Genomic DNA, 16,076 nt, shown 5'->3' with positions numbered 1-16,076 from the left:
CGCCGGCTTCTGCTGCCCACAACCCAGAACTCAAAACCCACAACCCGCTCCTCTGTACCAATGGACAACTGTCCCCCCATGCCCCGCGCGCCTAGGCTTCGCTGCATCGTCTTCCAGGGGAGGTCCGCCACCATGTCGCTCAAGCCCAATCGCCTCGCGTTCGCGCTCACTGCGGCGCTCGCCGCCCTGCCCGCCGCCGTGTGGGCGCAGGATGAGGCTGCCGCCGACGAGGCGGAGAAGTCCGAAGCCGCCCAGCTCGGCACCATCACGGTCACCGCGCGCAAGCGTGAGGAGACGCTGCAGGAAGTGCCGATCGCGGTGACTGCGTTCAGCGAGCAGAAGCTCGAGGACTTCAATGTCGAGGACCTCTCGGACCTGGACGCGCAGGTGCCCAACCTGACGGTCTACGCCGCCCGCGGTTCCTCGTCGACCATCACCGCCTACATTCGCGCTGTCGGCCAGTCCGATCCGCTGTGGGGCGTGGATCCGGGCGTCGGCATCTATCTCGACGACGTCTACATCGCGCGTCCGCAGGGTGCGCTGCTGGATGTCTTCGATGTCGAGCGCATCGAAGTGCTGCGCGGCCCGCAGGGCACGCTGTACGGCAAGAACACCATCGGCGGCGCGATCAAGTACGTCTCGCGCCCGCTCGACCAGGATTTCGGCGGGCGCGTCAGCGTTACCGCGGGCAATTACAACCAGCAGGACATCAAGGCGGGCTTCAACGTGCCGCTGAGCGACACCGGCTGGGTGGCGCGCTTTGCCGGCGCCAACCTGACGCGCGACGGCTTTGGGGAGAACCTGCGCACCGGGCAGGATGTGTCGGACAAGGAAATCGTCGCCGGCCGCTTCACCCTGGGCTACATCGGCAGCCCGGACTGGTCGCTCAAGTTCACGGCCGACCACATCGACGACGCCTCCGCGGTGCGTGGCGCGCAGATGCTCGGCGTCAATCGCTTCGCGCCAACCGTGCTGCCGCTGGATGACCGCTACGACGTGCGCAACGGCATGCCGAACGTCAACGACACGGTGATGGACGGCTACAGCCTGACGCTGGACTTCAAGCTCAACGACGACTGGTCGCTGAAGTCGATCACCGCGCTGCGCGAGTCCGACACCGAGACCAATATCGATTTCGACACGCTGGCGAACACCCTCGCGGACGTGAAAGCCTTCTACTCGGACGAGCAGCAGAGCCAGGAAATCCAGCTCAACTACGATGGCGGCGGCAATTTCACCGGCGTCGCGGGCCTGTACTGGTTCCAGGGCGAAGCCGGCGGCACGGTCCTCAACAACTTCTTCAACCTGTCCTTCGGCAACACCAACGGCCAGGTCGACACCGACGCGATCGCCTTCTACGGCGAGGGCACCTACCGCTTCGACGACCAGTGGTCGCTGACCCTGGGCGGCCGCTGGACCAGCGAAGAGAAGACCGTCGACATCTTCAACCAGACCTTCCGCGATGCCACCTTCAGCACCCCGCTGGCGACGGTTTCGGACCTGAACGATTCGGTGAAGTTCGACAATTTCTCGCCGAAGATCTCGCTCGACTACCAGGCCACCGACGACGTGCTGCTCTACGGCCTGGCTTCGCGCGGCTTCAAGAGCGGTGGCTTCAACATTCGTGCCAACATCTCGGCGGTGCCGGCTTCGGGCCGTCCCTTCGACGACGAGTCCGTGACCACCTATGAGCTCGGCGCCAAGGTCGCCTTCGCGGACCAGAGCTGGTACCTCAACGCTGCCTATTTCTACAGCGATTACAAGGACATCCAGCTCTCGATCTTCACCACCATCCCGAACAGCAACCCGCCGGCCTTCTTTGGTGACTTCACCAACGCCGGCGCGGCGACGGTGCAGGGTATCGAGCTGGAACTGTTCGGCCAGATCAGCGACAACTGGGTGCTGCAGGGCAACATCGGCTGGCTCGACGCCAAGTACGACGAGTACATCAGCGGCGGCGTGGATGTGTCGGGCGTGCAGAAGTTCACCAATGCGCCGGAGTTCTCCGGCGCGCTGTCGCTGCAGCACATCTACCCGCTCGCCTCCGGCGGCGAGATCCGCAGCCGCGTGGGCTACAGCTACCAGGACAAGGTCTACCCCACCACCGATCTCTCCGAAGCCATCGCCCAGGATGGCTACGGGCTGTGGAACGCCAGCGTGATCTGGCAGATCGACGATGCCTGGAAGGTGGCGCTGGAGGGCAGCAACCTGGCCGACGAGGAATACCGCACCACCGGTTACAACATCGCCGCACTTGGCATCCTCACCGGCTTCTACGGTCCGCCGCGCACGGTGTCGCTGACCGCCTCCTACGAGTTCTGAGGCACTCCCACCAGCCCCGCCCAGTGCGGGGTTGGTGCTTTGGGAGCGGGTATTGAAGCGGGGCTGGGGATTGGGGGCTGGGGCGTGTGCGCGGCAGGCGTTTGCAGCCAGCAGCCACGCGCATGCGCAATGTGGCAGCCGACTCAGGTCGACCGCGCACTCGCCCCAACCTCTAGTCCCCAGCCCCGCTCCTGCTTACCCCACACCGCGGTGTACCCTACCGCCATGGACACCCCCATGACCCGCATCCTGATCGCCGATGACCACCCGCTGTTCCGGGCGGCGCTGACGCAGGCGCTGCGGGAGCTGGTGCCGGGAGCGAACCTGGTCGAGGCAGCCTCGCTGGACGCGGTGCACGCCTGGCTGGAAGCCAATCCCGACACCGACCTGGTCCTGCTCGATCTGCACATGCCGGGCAGCCATGGCCTGGCTGGACTGGCCTCGGTGCGCTGCCGACATCCGGCGGTGGCGGTGGCGATGGTCTCGGCCAACGACGATCCGGCGGTGATCGCCCGCGCGATCGACTTCGGCGCGCAGGCCTTCATCCCCAAGAGCGCCGCCCCCGAAGAGATCGGTGCCGCGCTGCAGGCGGTGTTCGCCTGCCAGACCTGGGTGCCGCCGGCCGCGCAGATCCGCGCGGTCGATTCGCGTGCCGACAAGGACCTGTCGCGCCGCCTGGGCTCGCTCACGCCGCAGCAGTACCGCGTGCTGGAACTGGTCGCCCAGGGCAAGCTCAACAAGCAGATCGCCGATGCGCTCGGCATCCAGGAGCGCACGGTCAAGGCGCACCTGCAAGCCATTTTCGAAAAACTCGGCGCGCGCAACCGCACCCAGGCCGGCGTGTTCCTGCGCCAGCTGGAACTGACCGATCCGGCGCGGCAGGTTGAGGCGGTTTGACTTGGTGTGTGGTGAGGCGGGTTTGAGCCTCTGGAGAAGCGGGGCAGGGGTCAGGGGGCAGGGGGAAGTCCTCGCGTGCGTGCCGCGCTTTGAGGTGGGCTGGATTGTCATGGGCAACTGCAGGCCTGTGTGAAGCGGGGCAGGGGTCAGGGGGCGGGGGAATGCCATGTCGCGAATGCCATGCTTTGACCCGGGCCGATGGCCTGAATGACTTGGCCCCCGAGATTGACCGCAACCCACCTCAAGCCATACCCATGAACCACAGTAGCCCCCTTGCCCCCTGCCCCTTTCCCCGCTTCTGCGCCTTGAGCCATGTGCCTGGACGCAGCTCGTGCTCGCCTCGACGCATGCCAGTGCGACAGTCCCTGCAATGTCCCCCAGCACCCTGCTGACGCTCGGCGCCGCCCTCTGGGTCGGGCTGCTGTTCGCCGCGGCGCTGCTGGGTGAGCGCCGGCCGCAGGCGTTTGCGCGACACTGGAGTTGGGTGTACGCGCTGTCGCTGGCGGTCTACTGCACCTCGTGGACCTTCTATGGCACGGTGACGCAGGCGTTGCGGCATGGCTGGTGGGTGCCGCCCACCTTTGTCGGCACCATCCTGCTGTACCTGCTGGCGTGGCCGCTGCTGGTGCGACTGGTGCAGGAGGCGCGCAGGCGCAACAGCACCTCGATTGCCGATCTGCTCGCTTCGCGCTTCGGCAAGAGTGCGGGCATCGGCGCGCTGGCCACCGGCATCGCACTGCTGGGGCTGGTGCCCTACATCGCGCTGCAGCTGAAGGCGGTGGCGCAGAGCTTCGACCTGCTTGCCAGCGGGTTGTTCGCGGACGCCTCGCGCACGGGCCTGGACAGTTCCGCGCTGGCGGCGCTGCTGATGGCCGCCTTCGCGATGCTGTTCGGCACCCGGCGGACCAGTGCCAGCGCGCACGGCGTGGTGCTGGCGATGGCCTTCGAGTCGCTGATCAAGCTGCTGGCCTTGCTGGCAGTCGGCGGCTACGTGGTGTTCGGGCTGTACGACGGCTTCGGCGATCTGGCGGCCACCGCGCGCCAGTTGCCGCCAGCAACGCCGCCCGGCAGCAATTTCCTCACACTCGTGCTGCTCGGGGCGCTTGCGATGTTCTCGCTGCCGCACCAGTTCCACCTGGCGGTGGTGGAATGCCGCGATCCGCAACACGTGGTGGGCGCGCGCTGGCGTTTCCCGGCGTACCTGCTGCTGATCAGCGTGTTCCTGCTGCCGCTGGCCTGGGCCGGCCAGTTGCAGCTGGCCGGCAGTCGGGTGCCAAGCGATCTCTACGTGCTCGGGCTGCCGCTGCAATCGGGCGCCGAGCCATTGGCGATCCTCGCCTTCCTCGGCGGCATCAGCGCCGCCACCGGCATGGTGGTGATGGCCACGCTGACGCTGGGCATCATGGTCGGCAACCACTGGCTGGGGCCGCTGTTGCTGCCGCGCGCGGGCGGCGACCTGCGCCTGCGCGTGCTCTGGCAACGCCGCGGGGTGATCGTCGCAGTGCTCGGCGCGGCCTACCTGTATTCGCGGCTGATCGGCGCCAGCGAGGCGCTGGCGGATGTCGGCGCGATCGCCTTCGCCGCGCTGGCGCAACTGGCGCCGGCGGTGCTCGCCGCGCTGTACTGGCCGGGCGCCAGCCGCCGCGGCGTGCTCGCCGGCCTGGCCGCCGGTTCGGCGATGTGGGCCTACACCCTGCTGCTGCCGGTGCTGGCGCATGGCCTGGGCAATCCCGACTGGCTGGCGCAGGGGCCGTTCGGCATCGGCTTCCTCGCGCCGCACGGGCTGTTCGGCCTCGGCGGGCTGGATGCGCTGAGTCACGGCGTGCTGTGGAGCCTGTCCTGCAATCTGCTGGCGCTGGTGTGGGTGTCGCGCACCGACAGCCAGCGCGCGCCGGTGGCCGGCAGCGAGCGCCCGCTGACCCGCGCCGAACTGCGCGAAGTGGCCTCGCGCCTGCTCGATCGCGAGCGCGTCGACGCGCTGATCGGCCCGCTGCGCGATGACGACGAAACCGCCGGCGCCGACGACGGCGCGCTGACCGCCGTCGAGCATGAACTGTCGGCGCTGGTCGGCGCGGCCTCCGCGCGGCTGCTGCTGGACGCCGCCCGGCGCGGCGCGCGCGGCGAGCTGCAGGCGATGACCCAGGTGGTCGGCGAGGCACGCGAGGCGGTGTCCTTCAGCCACGCCATCCTCGACACCGCGCTGGCCAATTTGAGCCAGGGCATCGCGGTGATCGACGGCGCGCTGCGGCTGGTCGCGTGGAACCAGCGCTACGCCGAACTGCTCGGCTATCCGCCGGGCTTCCTGCGCGTCGGCCGGCCGGTCGCGGACCTGTTCCGCTTCAACGCCGAGCGCGGCCTGCTCGGCAGCGGTGGCATCGACGAGTTGGTGCAGCGGCGCCTGGACTACCTGCGCCAGGGCTCGGCCTATGTGTTCGAGCGCCACTGGCCGGACGGCAGCGTCATCGAGATCCGCGGCAATCCGATCGCATCCGGCGGCTTCGTCACCACCTACACCGACATCAGCGCCTTCCGCCGCGCCGAGGCGGACTTGAAGACCGCCAACGAGACCCTGGAGGCGCGCGTCGAATCGCGCACCCGCGAGCTGCAGGCGGCCACCGAGGAGGCAGAGCGCGCCAACCAGGCGAAGACGCGCTTCCTCGCCGCGATCAGCCACGACCTGCTGCAGCCGCTGAACGCGGCGAACCTGTTCACCCACGCACTGGCGCAGCAGATCCAGGAACCGCAGCTGCGCCCGGTGGTGCAGAACATCGCCAGCGCCCTGGGCAGCACCGAATCCTTGCTCTCCGGCCTGCTCGACCTGTCGCGCCTGGATGCCGGTGGCCTCACGCCCAGGGTGCGCGCCTTCGCCGCGAAGGAACTGCTCGACACCCTGACCACCGAGTTTGGCGTGATGGCGCGCGAGCGCGGACTGCGACTGGACGCGGTGCCCTCGCGCCTGTGGCTGCTGTCCGATCCGCAACTGCTGCGCCGGGTGCTGCAGAACTTCGTCGCCAACGCGCTGCGCTACACCCGCAGTGGCCATGTGCTGATCGGATTGCGCCGGCGCCTGGGCGCGGTCGAATTCCTGGTGGGCGACACCGGCACCGGCATCGCCGAGGCGGATCGCGAGCGCATCTTCGAGGAATTCCAGCGCCTGCCTGCCGCCCGCGAGGCTGCGCCCGAGGGCCTGGGCCTGGGCCTCGCGATCGCCGCGCGCATCACCCGGCTGCTCGGCCACCCGATCACCCTGCGCACCATCCCCGGCCGCGGCACCCTGATCGGCGTGCGCGTGCCTGTCGCCGCCCCCGCCGCACTGTCTGCCATCGCCGCCGTTCCCGCCCCGCGCCCGATCGCCAGCGGCCACCGCGTGCTGGTGGTCGACAACGAACCCGCCGGCCGCCAGGCACTCGCCACCCTGCTTGGCGGCTGGGGCGTCGAGGTGATCGCCGCCGGCGACGGCAGCGCCGCCGAACGCCTGCTGGCCGAACGCGATGCCGACGCCTGGATCCTCGACTACCACCTCGACGGCGGCGACACCGGCCTCGACTTGCGCGCCCGCCTGCGCGCCCGCTTCGGCGAACGCCCCGCCATCCTCGTCAGCGCCGACCACGGCCCCACCCTGCGGCAACTCGCCGTGGAGCACGAGATCCATCTGCTGCACAAACCGATCAAACCGCTGGCGCTGCGGTCACTGCTGGCCAGGTTGTGGGGGTAGGGCAAGCCGTGCGGTTCAGTGGGAGTTCCGGTCAACCCTGCCGGTGCGCTTGTTCGCGCATCGAACTGGAGGGCACGAGGCCACGAGGGCACGAGGGCACGCAAGAGCCGGTTTGGTGCGAAGGCGCGCCTTTGCGTGCCCTCGCGCCCTCTTGCCCTCCGAATTTATCATTTTTAAATCAATGCATTGCGACATATTCGATGCGCGAATAAGCGCACCGGCGGGGCGACCGGGACTCTCACCAGAGCCGATTTGCAAGCGCTGTCGCATTCGCACTTGCGGAATCCAGCCGGGGCCACAACCCCAGTCGTTGCATACCCAGACCTGATTCGTACCAATCCTCATCGCGGGAGCGCCCCAAGAGCAACAGCGTTTGGACAAGGTCCAAACCCACGCACAGCAAGCTCGCGGCATCTGTGGGTTCGGACCTTGTCCGAACGCTTTTCGCATCGCCGGTCCATCGGCGATGAGGATTGGTACAAATCAGGTACCCAGATACTCCGCATCGCCGCGGGCCTTCGATCTCCCAGTGGACAATGGGAAATCCAACCCTCAGGTCAGGACCTTCGCTCGCTCAGTCGTTGCTGTCCAGGTCCGCGCCATCACCCCGGCCGCCGGCGGCGCGGTCGGCGCCGAGGGAGCGGATGGAGTAGATCCGTCCGTCGCTGCCGGGGATGATGAGCTGGTAGGGCGTGCCCCAGGGATCTCGGGTGTGCGAGGCGTTGAGGTAGGGGCCGCTCCAGCCGTTGACGCCGCCGGGAGCCTGGCGCAGGTCTTCGAGTTTGGCGGGTAGCACGCCGCAGTCGAGCTCGAAGCGTTCCACGGCGCTGGCGACCAGGCGCAGGCCGGCGACGGCTTCCCGCTGTTTGGCTTTGCGGTTGCCGCCGATGACGCCGGCGCCGACCAGGGTGGCGATGAAGGCAATGATGCCCAGGACGATCAGCATCTCGATCAGCGTGAAGCCGCGTGGGCGATGCGAGGGGCGGGGAGTGAGGTGCATGGGAGGCTCCGTGGACGATGACAGCGACGCGCGGGGCTCCGCGGCGGCTGGCCACGGAGACGTGCGGTGGGTGGGTTGCGCGACGGAGCGCTCGGCATCGGCAACCCTAGTGTGGTGTTCCGTAATTACCTTGAATTATTTCCGCGCCTTTTGCGCCGATGCGGCGTTGCTCGTCGTCGCCATAGCCCTGCTATGACTCCTCCTCTCGCCTTGCCTCGCCGCAAAATTCATCGGAAATTTCTTCAACTTAATTACGGAACACCACACTAGCCACGGACTGGTGCGGGCGCGCGCAGTTCCCGCCGCGCGCGCTGCGTGGGGCGGGAACTGGCCGATGACCCGGCCGATGCCCCGCCGGGGCCTCGCCTCACATCGAGCGCAGTGCGCCCGCCGGTGCGATGGCCGTGATCCGGCGTGCTGCGATCGCGCTCGCCAGGGCGCCGAGCGCGAGTGCGCCGAGCAGGGTCGGGACCAGGCCGGCCGCGGCCCCGGGAGGCACGGTGACCTGGCTGCCGGCGACCTGGAGCAGGAGCAAGGCCATCGCGCTGCCGAGCAGCACGCCCGCTGCGGCCAGCGCCGTGCCGCTGCGCACCACCTCTGCCTGCAGGCGGCGCGTGCTGGCGCCGACCGCCATCCGCACCGCGAGCTCGCGCCGACGCTGTCCGATTGCGTAGCTCATCGAGGCGGCGATCCCGATGCCGGCGAGCAGCAGGCTCGCCAGCGCAAAGGTCGCCAACGCGATGAACTGCTGCCGCGGCGAGGCGCTGTCGGCGTCGACCAGCGCCTGCAGGGGCTGGACATCGAAGAGCGGACGCTCCGGGAACAGGGCCACGGCCCGCGCGCGCACAGCGGCCACCAGGGCGCGCGGATCGCCCGCGCTGCGCACGGTCAGCGTCATGGTCGGCCACAGATACCAGCTGGTGGGCAGGTACATGGTGGGCGTGGGCTGCCCGGCGAGCCCGGTCTGGCGGATGTCGCTGACGATGCCGACCACCTGGTGAGTACGCCCGTTGCCCAAGGTGACGCTGCGTCCCAGCGCCGCCTGGCCGTCCGGCCAGAGCCGGCGTGCGAGGCCCTCGCTGAGCAGGATGGACTGCGGATTCTCGCCCTGCCCCTGGAAGTCGCGTCCGCGCAGCAGCCTGGCCCCGAGCGTGTCAAGATAGCCGGATGAAACGATCCGCCAGGAGGCTTGCATCGCGTCGCGCAGAGCCGATGGATCCGCCCCGGCGACCACCTCCATGCCGGTGTCCAGCTCACCCATCGGCACTTCATTGGTGAGCGCGGCGGAGCGCACGCCGGGCAGGGCACGGACCTCATCCAGCAGCCGATCGTATGCCAGGAGGGACTGCTGGTGGCTGGCGTCGTCCACCACCTCCGGCAGGCTGATGCGGGCAATCAGCAGGTGCGTGCTGTCGAAGCCCGGGTCGGTGCGCATCAGGGCCAGGAGCTGCACGCCGAGCGCGCTGGCGCCGCTGAGCAACAGGCTGGCCAGCGCAAACTGGATCACCACCAGTCCGGTGCGCAGGCGCCCGGCGACCGGCGTCGAGCGCGCGCCATGGCCGATCACGCCGCTGTCGCCTGCGCGCAGCGCCAGCCAGCCGGGCAGCAATCCACCCAGCGTCATCAGCAGGATGGACAGCGACGCAACGCCGGCTGCGACGACGGGATCGAAGCGCAGCGCGTGCAGGCGCGGCAGGTCGCCCGGCGCGTAGGCAGCCACGGTGCGCGTGACTGCGAGCGCCAGCAGCAGCCCGGCCAGCGCGCCGAAGGTACCCAGCAGCAGGCTCTCCAGCAGCGGCAAGCGCAGCAAGCCCTGGCGCGAGCATCCCAAGGTGCGCCGCAAGGCGTGGTCGCCCGCCAACGCCAGCGCGCGGGCGATCTGCAGATTGGCGATGTTGGCGCAACTGAGCAGCAGCAACAGCAGCACCGCCCCCAGCAGGAGCAGCAGTCGCGCCTGCACATCCGCGCCCACGATCGCCTGGCGCGCGGGCACCGCGATGGCATCCCACCCGGCATTGTCGCGCGCAAACTCGGCCGCGAGCTGTGCGCTCAAGGTGCGCAACCCCTGGCTGAGCACGGGCAGCTGCACGCCGGGCTGCAGCCGGGCCCAGACGCTGAGGCGTCGGTCGCCCCGGTTCTCGCTGCTGCCGTTGGGCGTCAGCGGCAACCACACATCGATGTCATCGGTGAAGCCGACATCGCCAGGCGCAATCGCGATGATCTGGTAGCGGGCAGCATCGATGCTGACCATCGCGCCCACGATGCCAGGATCAGCGGCATAGCGCTGGCGCCAGAGACGCTCGCTGATGATCGCCACCTGCGCCGCGCCGCTGTGCTCGTGGGCCGCCTCGAAACTGCGCCCGGTGACCAAATCGAGCCCCAGAACGCGCCACAGATTGTGTGTGCTGCGGGCGCTCGCCACGCGTGCCGCGTCGCGTTCGCCGTCGCTGGCCAGGATCGAGCTGGCATATTCGATCGCCGCGAACTCGGCCTGGTCTGCCAATGCCGCCTGCCAGTAGCGGAAGTTCGGCGTCGACACCGAGTAGTTCGGCAGGTCCCGCGCCTGGTTGCGTTCGGCGACTTCGACGACCCGGTCCGCATCCCGAAAAGGCAGCGGAGCCCACATCACGGCGTACGCAAACTGCGCGATGACCACCAGTGCTGCCACCGCCACCATCAGGGTCGCCAGTGCGCCGACGCTGAAACTGCGCTGTCCGCGCAGGGTCAGACGCCGCCAGGCGATCCGCAAGTCCAGGTCGAGCATGAAGGTCTCCGCGCCCAGAGGCAGGTTGGCGCGTCCGCGATGCATGCTGCGTGCCAGGCATGCGCGTTGCGCGACCGCGCGGCCTGAGGCCGCCGCGGGAGAGGGTCGCGCCGCGCGGGATCGGCACAGTCCATTGGCCGGGCAGCACGCATGCGGCGCTGGAATCGAACACGGGCGTCCGGAATCAGCAGCCGCGCCAGCGAAGGACCCGCCACCCGCACCAGCGGCGCGCCTGCCCCATCGGACAGTCGTCGCCCTGCGCGCTGCGGCGTAGGATCGCCGTCATTCAATCCAGAAGTCGACCATCCATGCGATTGCCCCTGTTGTTGCTGCTGGCCCTCGGAGGTTGTGCCACGATGAGCGAGAGACCCGCGCCGCCGGCGCCGAAGATGCCGGCGCAGGAGCTGCGCAGCGAGGACCTGCTGACGGGCGGACTGGGCGCCGAGGGACTGGCGAACGCCAAGGCGCCCGCGGTGGCCGCCGATGCAGCCGGGCGGCGGCAGCTGGCCTACTACAACAACTGGCGCGGGATCGCCGATCTGTCCGCGGCGGGTGGCTACGGGGCGCTCTACGGCAAGCTGGGCGCGGTGCCCGGCGTGGAAGTGAAGACCTGGATCGGCGAGGTCGGGCTGTGGCAGCCGCACGGGGTCATGGTGCAGGTGCCGGACAGCTTCGATCCGGCGCGGCCGTGCGTGGTGGTGGCGCCGGTCTCGGGCTCGCGCGGGATCTACGGGGCGCTGGCCACTGCAGGCGCCTGGGCGCTGAACCACGGCTGCGCGGTGGTCTACACCGACAAGGGTGCCGGCGCCGGATTCTTCGATCTGGACGCTTTCCTGGGTCTGGGCATCGATGGCGAGGTGGTCAGCACGGTCGCGGTGGCCGGATTCGTGGCCGAGGCCGCCCTGCCGGCCGACAGCGGCCCGGTGCGCGGCATCGCAATCAAGCATGCGCACTCGAAGGACAACCCCGAAGCGCATTGGGGGCGGATGACGCTGTCCGCGGCGCGCTTTGCGCTGATGGTGCTGGAGCAGCGCTATCCCGGCCGGCGCTTCACCGCGGACAACACGCGGGTGATTGCGGCGAGCATCTCCAACGGCGGGGGTGCGGTGCTGCACGCGCTGGAGCAGGACACCGCAGGCCTGATCGACGCGGTGGTGGCAGCGGCGCCGCAGATCACGGTCGAGGGCGCATCCAGCCTGATCGACTACGCCACCCGCGCGGCGCTGCTCGCGCCCTGCGCGCAACTGGTGCCGGAGCTGGGCGCCACACCGCTGGCGCCGTTCCTGGCGATGCGCTTGCCGGAGTTCCAGGCGCGCTGCCGTGCGCTGGTCGACATGGGCATGGTGGACGGCGCGGATACCGCGGCGCATGCGCGATCTGCCTATGCGCAGCTCCGCGCGCTCGGCTTCCCTGAGGCGGCACTGGCCAACAATGCCACCAATGTCGCCGCCGACCTGTGGCGCGCGGTGGCGGTGACTTATGTGCAGGCCGCGGCGCGTGCCGGGGCAGACGAGCAGGTCTGCGGCTTCCGCTTCGCGCATGTCGGACCGGATGGCCAGCCGCGCGCCGCGACGGACGCCGACCGCGCGACGTGGTTCGCCACGGCGTCCGGCATCGCGCCCAGCGCCAACATCCAGATCGTTGGTCCGCCCGGTGCGCCGGAAGATCCCACGCTCGCCGGCATCCAGTGCCTGCGCAAGGCCTATGAATCCACTGACGAACTGGGCCAGCGCATCCGCCAGGGCGAGCGCGAGGCGCGCGCGCTGGGCCGCCTGCCGGACCGTCCCGTGGTCATCATCCATGGCCGCGAGGACGGGCTGATCCCGGTCGGCGCCACCGCGCGGCCGTACGTGGAATCGGCCCTGCGCCACGGTGCCACGCGCGTGTCCTACTGGGAAATCGAGCACGCGCAGCACTTCGACGGCTTCCTGATGCAGCCGGCCTACGCCGCGCGCTTCGTCCCGCTGCTGCCCTACTTCTACCAGGCGCTCGACCAGGTCATCGCGCACCTGGACGGCGCCGCCGCACCCGCTCCGAGCCAGGTGGTGCGCACCCGTCGCCGCGGCGACGCGCCCGATGGAGGCGTGCCGCAGTTGCGCGCCGAGCACCTGGGCAGCGTGCGCGCCGAGCCGGGCAGCGATGCGATCGGGTTGCAGGGGGAGCGGTTGGTCGTACCGGATTGAAGCGGCTGTTGGTGTGGGTTGTTGGTGTTGTAAGGAGCCGGGTGCCGCGATTGACGGCAGGGTGCCGGAGAGCCGACCCGGCGCCGCGGGCGTCCGCCCCGCGCCCGACCGCCCCAACAACCCCACCTACACCCGCTTCACCGCCAACACCAACAACCAATACCAACACGAGCTTCAAAGCTGCGCCGCCAGCTTCATCCACCCATCGCCGATGAACAGCGCCCAGGCAACCGCAAGCACCACCAGCGCGGTCCACCACTGGTTGGCGTTGACCGGGCTGCTGCGGACCAGCAGGCTGAGCGCCTGGTCCCAGTGGGTGCGCCCGTTCTTGACCAGGCTGCCGCCGGCGATGGCGTAGGCGAAGATCACGAAGGGAAACACCAGCATCGCCTGGCCGTACAGCGCGACGCGCGCCGCGCGCTCGGCGCCGGCGCGCAGGCCGGGGGCGGCGCCGTGCACATTGGTCACGCGTAGTCCCAGCAGCGCGCGACCGGGCGTGCGGCCGAAGAGCCCGACCAGCAGCGCCTCCAGTGGCAGCGCAGCGAGCACCAGCACGATCAGCGCGATGATCGGCGCCAGCGCCAGCTCCATCGAGGGATAGCCCAGCGACCACAGGCCGAAGCGGTAGCCCAGCATCGCCAGCAAGGCCCAGCCGATGCCGCCCAGCAGGACCGTGTCGATCTGTCGCGCCAGCCAGCGGCGGATGGCCTCGCCGACCCGCTCGCGTTGGCGCGCCTGTTCCTGGTCCTTGCCGGCAGCCAGCAGCGCCTCGGCCAGCTTGGCCGGTGCCGGTTTGCCGGCGGACTCGCGCCAGTCGTCGCTGCTGCGCGCCGGAGAGGTGCCGGGCAGCGGGTTTCTCGGCTTCGGCGCTTTGGCCTGGGGCTGCGGCCGTGGCGTCTTGGTCGTCGTCGGCGGCTTGGCCGGCGCCGACGCCGGCTGTGGCTGCGAGGGCGTCGCCGCCTTCTCCGCTGCGGTCTGGCCGCCGAATGCGCGCTTCAGCGGGATCCACTCGGACAGGCGCAGCGTCCACACCAGATGCTCGTCGCGCACGCGGCCGGCATCGCGCTCGGCCTGCAACTGCGCCTGGGTATACGGGCCACGGGCGTTGCCTTCGGCATCGGCCACGAACCAGCCTTCGCCGCCGACATTCATCGGCGCGCTCCGGTGGCGCAGGCCATTCGACCAGGGAAGTTCGCGACGGGCGGCATCTCATGAGCCTGCGCGAGCGCCCGGGCTCCGTCAAGCCGCGGTTATGCTCGGGCCCTACGACGGAGATCTGCCATGGTCATCGCCCGCATCCTGCTGCTGTGCTGCCTGCTCCCCGCCTGCGCACTCGCCGCCGACGCGCGTTCGAAGTTCCGCGAGATCTGGCAGGACGAATGGGAATGGCGGCTGCAGCAGATGCCGCTCTTCGCCACCAGCGTGGGCGTGCACACCTACGATGACCGCCTCGGCGACGTGCGCCCCGCGGTCCAGCAGCAGCGGCTGGAACACTGGCGCAAGGTGCTCCAGGACCTGGATCGCGTGAAGCCAGATGACCTCGACGGCTCGGCGCAGGTCGACTACGCGATCTACCGCGCGCAGATCGAGAGCTTCATTGCCAACATCGAGCTCGGCAGCCCGGAAATGCCGATGAACTCGGACTCGGCCTTCTGGAGCGACCTGGCCATGCTGCCGCGGGTGCAGCCGATGCGCGGCGCCGTCGATGCGCGCCGCTACATCGCCCGGCTGCGCGCCGTGCCCGAGTACTTCGCCCAGCATATCGAGCTGCTGCAGGCGGGCCTCGCCAGCGGGCGCACCCTGCCGCGCGTGATCCTCGAAGGGCGCGACCAGCCGATCGCCGAGCTGGCCAAGCTCACGGACCCGACCGCCAGCAGCTATTACGAACCGATGCAGCGCCTGCCTTCGTCCATCGCACCCGCGCTGGCGGAACAGTTGCGCAAGGAAGCGCGTGCGGCCATCCGCGAGGCGGTGATCCCGGCGCACGCCACGCTGCTCAAGTTCATGCGCGAGCACTACCTGCCCGGCGCGCGCAAGTCGTTGGCCGCGCAGGAGCTGCCGAACGGCCGTGCGTGGTACCGCCAGCAGATCATCGATTACGTCACCGAGGACCTGAGCCCCGGGCAGATCCACCAGATCGGCCTCATTGAGGTGGCGCGCATCCGCCAGGCGATGCAGCAGATCATCGATGAGTTGAAGTTCAAGGGCGATTTCGCCGCCTTCCTCGCCTTCCTGCGCAGCGATCCGCAGTTCTACGCGAAGACGCCCGACGAGTTGCTGGCGCAGGCCGCATGGGTGGCCAAGCGCGCCGATGGCGCACTGCCGCGCTTCTTCGGCAAGCTGCCGCGGCTGCCCTACGGGGTGCAGGCGGTGCCCGATGCGATCGCGCCCTTCTACACCGGCGGGCGCTATGTGCCGCCGGCCGAAGGCTCGCAGGAACCCGGCTGGTACTGGGTCAACACGCATGACCTGAAGAGCCGTCCGTTGTATACGCTGCCGGCGCTGACCCTGCACGAGGCGGCGCCCGGCCACCACCTGCAGGGCGCGCTGGCGATGGAGCAGGGCGGCCAGTTGCCCTTCCGCCGCTACAGCTACATCTCGGCCTATGGCGAGGGCTGGGCGCTGTACACGGAGGAGTTGGGCATCGAGATGGGCATCTACCGCACGCCCTACGAGCGCTTCGGCCAGCTCACCTACGCGATGTGGCGCGCCTGCCGCCTGGTGGTCGACACCGGCATCCACGCCAAGGGCTGGACCCGCGAACAGGCGGTCGCCTACATGCTCGCCAACACAGCCTTGAGCGCCCACGAGATCCGCACCGAAGTCGATCGTTACATCTCCTGGCCCGGACAGGCACTGAGCTACATGATCGGCATGATCCGCATCCGCGAACTCCGCCGCGAAGCCGAAGCCGCCCTCGGCCCCGGCTTCGACCTGCGCGCTTTCCACGACACCGTGCTCGAAACCGGCTCCGTGCCCCTGCCGATCCTCAGCCAGCACGTGCGCAGGTGGATCGAGATGCAGCGGGCCCGTTGAAAGCGGGTGTTGGTGTGGGTTGTTGGTGTTGGTAAAGGCGGGACTCCGACGAGAGCCGGCGCTCACCGAATGTGCCGAATGATGCCGATTCGCGTAGCCCGTTGTGCCGCGCAGCGGCTCAGCGGGTGCTTGTCGCCAGCACCCGGGGAACGCGCTGCG

Annotated in this window: 8 protein-coding genes; 5 read left to right on the top strand and 3 right to left on the bottom strand. The window is 69.4% G+C overall.

Going from position 1 to position 16,076, the window contains the following annotated elements; genetic code table 11:
- Positions 1–132 precede the first annotated feature (132 nt).
- The 3 genes from IPK27_16785 to IPK27_16775 all read left to right on the top strand — a co-directional run bounded on the left by IPK27_16785 (position 133) and on the right by IPK27_16775 (position 6,934).
- Positions 133–2,322 carry a TonB-dependent receptor gene (locus IPK27_16785; GenBank protein MBK8069217.1) on the top strand — a complete coding sequence of 730 codons (2,190 nt, stop codon included), beginning with the start codon at positions 133–135 and terminating at the stop codon, positions 2,320–2,322.
- A 237-nt stretch (positions 2,323–2,559) separates the two neighbouring features.
- Entirely contained in the window at positions 2,560–3,219 is a 660-nt protein-coding gene (locus tag IPK27_16780) for a response regulator transcription factor (GenBank protein MBK8069216.1), read from the top strand.
- Positions 3,220–3,589: 370 nt separating this feature from the next.
- Entirely contained in the window at positions 3,590–6,934 is a 3,345-nt protein-coding gene (locus IPK27_16775; protein MBK8069215.1) for a PAS-domain containing protein, read from the top strand.
- A gap of 574 nt (positions 6,935–7,508) precedes the next feature.
- Here the strand turns inward: IPK27_16775 and IPK27_16770 are convergent.
- Entirely contained in the window at positions 7,509–7,934 is a 426-nt protein-coding gene (locus tag IPK27_16770) for a type II secretion system protein GspG (protein MBK8069214.1), read from the bottom strand.
- 367 nt (positions 7,935–8,301) lie between these two features.
- Positions 8,302–10,698, bottom strand: coding sequence for an ABC transporter permease (locus IPK27_16765; GenBank protein ID MBK8069213.1), 2,397 nt, complete (start codon positions 10,696–10,698; stop codon positions 8,302–8,304).
- Between the two features lie 308 nt (positions 10,699–11,006).
- Here IPK27_16765 and IPK27_16760 point away from each other — a divergent pair, with 308 nt between their 5' ends.
- Positions 11,007–12,881: a hydrogenase gene (locus IPK27_16760; protein MBK8069212.1), complete on the top strand. Its 1,875-nt coding sequence runs from the start codon at positions 11,007–11,009 to the stop codon at positions 12,879–12,881.
- Between the two features lie 174 nt (positions 12,882–13,055).
- Here IPK27_16760 and IPK27_16755 read toward each other — a convergent pair whose 3' ends face one another.
- Positions 13,056–14,033, bottom strand: a complete 978-nt coding sequence (locus IPK27_16755; protein ID MBK8069211.1) for an RDD family protein — start codon at positions 14,031–14,033, stop codon at positions 13,056–13,058.
- Between the two features lie 129 nt (positions 14,034–14,162).
- Between IPK27_16755 and IPK27_16750 the strand changes: the two genes are divergently transcribed.
- Positions 14,163–15,917, top strand: coding sequence for a DUF885 domain-containing protein (locus IPK27_16750; GenBank protein MBK8069210.1), 1,755 nt, complete (start codon positions 14,163–14,165; stop codon positions 15,915–15,917).
- Positions 15,918–16,076: the final 159 nt, after the last annotated feature.

Source organism: Rhodanobacteraceae bacterium (assembly GCA_016713135.1).
Taxonomy (GTDB): domain Bacteria; phylum Pseudomonadota; class Gammaproteobacteria; order Xanthomonadales; family SZUA-5; genus JADKFD01.
Note: the sequence above shows the minus strand (reverse complement) of the source record. Positions and strands in the feature narration are given on the sequence as shown.

Bases quoted from the DNA above. Each gene is read 5' to 3' on its own strand.
- IPK27_16775 (MBK8069215.1), top strand. From the start codon at position 3,590: ATGTCCCCCAGCACCCTGCTGACGCTCGGCGCCGCCCTCTGGGTCGGG.
- IPK27_16755 (MBK8069211.1), bottom strand. From the start codon at position 14,033: ATGAATGTCGGCGGCGAAGGCTGGTTCGTGGCCGATGCCGAAGGCAAC.
- IPK27_16785 (MBK8069217.1), top strand. From the start codon at position 133: ATGTCGCTCAAGCCCAATCGCCTCGCGTTCGCGCTCACTGCGGCGCTC.
- IPK27_16770 (MBK8069214.1), bottom strand. From the start codon at position 7,934: ATGCACCTCACTCCCCGCCCCTCGCATCGCCCACGCGGCTTCACGCTG.
- IPK27_16765 (MBK8069213.1), bottom strand. From the start codon at position 10,698: ATGCTCGACCTGGACTTGCGGATCGCCTGGCGGCGTCTGACCCTGCGC.
- IPK27_16780 (MBK8069216.1), top strand. From the start codon at position 2,560: ATGACCCGCATCCTGATCGCCGATGACCACCCGCTGTTCCGGGCGGCG.
- IPK27_16760 (MBK8069212.1), top strand. From the start codon at position 11,007: ATGCGATTGCCCCTGTTGTTGCTGCTGGCCCTCGGAGGTTGTGCCACG.
- IPK27_16750 (MBK8069210.1), top strand. From the start codon at position 14,163: ATGGTCATCGCCCGCATCCTGCTGCTGTGCTGCCTGCTCCCCGCCTGC.